The sequence below is a fragment of the Dechloromonas denitrificans genome, assembly GCF_001551835.1.
Lineage (GTDB): Bacteria > Pseudomonadota > Gammaproteobacteria > Burkholderiales > Rhodocyclaceae > Azonexus > Azonexus denitrificans.
This window is the reverse complement of record NZ_LODL01000005.1, coordinates 164,156-164,428: the sequence shown is the minus strand read 5'-3', so window position 1 is coordinate 164,428 and position 273 is coordinate 164,156. Positions and strand designations below refer to the sequence as shown.

The 273-nt window shown below is 63.4% G+C and carries 1 protein-coding gene; it reads right to left on the bottom strand.

The window, feature by feature from the left end:
• Positions 1-273: electron transfer flavoprotein subunit beta/FixA family protein (locus tag AT959_RS20830; RefSeq protein ID WP_420806638.1), on the bottom strand; the 273-nt coding region annotated here is incomplete at both ends.

The following is a 273-nucleotide window of genomic DNA, read 5'->3' as shown; positions in this document are numbered from 1 at the left end:
CCGCAGATGACGAGTTGCGGTTGTTCCTTGTCGCACAGGGCCTTCAACAGCTTGGCGACGGCCAGCGGCTGCAGTTCGACGTCGGTCTCGATCAGGATGCCGCGATCGGCGCCGATCGCCATCGCGGTACGCAGGGTTTCCTGGCAGGCGGCGACGCCGCAGGAGACGGCGATGACTTCCGTGGCGATGCCGGCTTCCTTCAGACGCACGGCTTCTTCGACGGCGATTTCGTCAAACGGGTTCATGCTCATCTTGACGTTGGCCAGATCGACG